General features: G+C 64.6%; 1 protein-coding gene. It reads right to left on the bottom strand.

Going from position 1 to position 1,934, the window contains the following annotated elements:
* A partial coding sequence (acs, locus tag CK944_RS21990) for an acetate--CoA ligase (protein WP_103175161.1) occupies nucleotides 1-1,910 on the bottom strand: 1,910 nt, incomplete at its 3' end.
* Between the last annotated feature and the right edge of the window lie 24 nt (nucleotides 1,911-1,934).

Below are 1,934 nucleotides of genomic sequence, written 5' to 3'. Positions count from 1 at the left end.
GGTTCGGCCAGGGTCGAGATGTCGCCCAGGCTGCCATAGTCGTTCTCGGCGATCTTGCGCAGGATGCGGCGCATGATCTTGCCGGACCGGGTCTTGGGCATGCCGGGCGCCCATTGGATCACGTCGGGCTTGGCGATGGGGCCGATTTCCGTGCGGACCCATTTCTCAAGCTCGCCGCGCAATTCGTCGGAGGGCTGCACGCCGTTCATCAGCGTGACATAGGCATAGATGCCCTGCCCCTTCAGCGGATGCGGGTAACCGACCACGGCGGCCTCCGCGACCTTCTCATGCGCGACCAGGGCCGATTCGACTTCGGCCGTGCCCATGCGGTGGCCGCTGACGTTGATGACGTCGTCCACGCGGCCGGTGATCCAGTAATAGCCGTCCTCGTCCCGGCGGCAGCCGTCGCCGGTGAAGTAGTAACCCGGATATTGCTGAAAATAAGCCTCCTGGAAGCGCTGGTGATCGCCCCACAGCGTGCGCATCTGGCCGGGCCAGCTGTCAGCGATGCACAAGACGCCCTCGGCCGGGTTGCCCTCGACCACCTTAGCGGATTCGGCTTCCAGAATCACGGGCTTGATGCCGAAGAAGGGCAGCGTGGCCGAACCCGGCTTGGTTTCCGTGGCGCCGGGCAGCGGCGTGATCAGGTGCCCGCCGGTTTCCGTCTGCCACCAGGTATCGACGATGGGGCAGCGGCCCTTGCCGATGTTGTCGTTGTACCAGTTCCAGGCCTCGGGGTTGATCGGCTCGCCCACCGTGCCCAGGATGCGCAAGGACGACAGGTCGTGGCCCTGGATCGGATCGGTGCCCTTGGCCATCAGCGACCGGATCGCGGTCGGCGCGGTATAGAATTGCGTCACCTTGTGCTTGGCGCAGACCTCCCAGAAGCGGCCCGCGTCGGGATAGGTCGGCACGCCTTCGAACATCACCGTGGTCGCGCCATTGGCCAGCGGGCCATAGACGATATAGCTGTGGCCCGTGACCCAGCCCACATCCGCCGTGCACCAGAAGACGTCGCCGTCCTTGTAGTCGAAGGTGTACTGATGCGTCATCGCGGCATAGACCAGATAGCCGCCTGTCGTATGCACGACCCCCTTGGGCTTGCCGGTGGACCCCGAGGTGTAGAGGATGAACAACGGATCCTCGGCCCCCATGGGACGCGGCGGGCAGTCGGGGCTTGCGGTCTCCATCAGCGCTTTGACGTCCACATCGCGGCCGTCGATCCAGGTGGTCTGGTCGCCGGTATGCTTGACCACCAGGCAGCGCACCCGGTCGGAACAATGCAGCAGGGCGGCGTCGGTGTTCGATTTCAGGTTCGTCCTGCGCCCGCCGCGTGGGGCGGTGTCGGCGGTGATGACCACCTTGGCGCCGCAGTCGTTGATGCGGTTCGCCAGCGCGTCGGGGGAAAAGCCCGCGAAGACGATGGAATGGATCGCCCCGATCCGCGCGCAGGCCAGCATCGCATAGGCCGCCTCGGGGATCATCGGCAGATAGATCACCACCCGGTCGCCACGCATGATGCCCTGGGACAGCAGGACATTGGCGAAGCGGTTCACCTTTTCCGACAGTTCCGCATAGGTGATGTGCTGGGCGGGCGTCGCGGGATCGTCGGGTTCGAAGATGATCGCCGTCTGGTTGGCGCGCTTGGGCAGGTGGCGGTCGATGCAGTTGACCGAGGCGTTCAGGATGCCGTCCTCGTACCACTTGATCGACACCTTGCCGAAGGTGAAGTCGGTGTTCTTGACGATGCTATAGGGGTGGATCCAGTCCAGGCGGCGCCCTTCGCGGCCCCAGAACGATTCGGGGTCTTCGATTGATTCGGCATACAGGCGGGCATAGTCCGCCGGTCCCACATGGGCCTTGTCAAAGCCCGATGGAATCGGATGCTTTTCAATCGCTTCGGTCGTCATGGTCCCCTCCTCGCTGTTGCGCCG

This window comes from Paracoccus sp. SY (assembly GCF_002901215.1).
Classification (GTDB): Bacteria; Pseudomonadota; Alphaproteobacteria; order Rhodobacterales; family Rhodobacteraceae; genus Paracoccus; species Paracoccus acridae.
The sequence above is the reverse complement of the archived record's forward strand: the minus strand, read 5'-3'. Positions and strand labels throughout refer to the sequence as shown.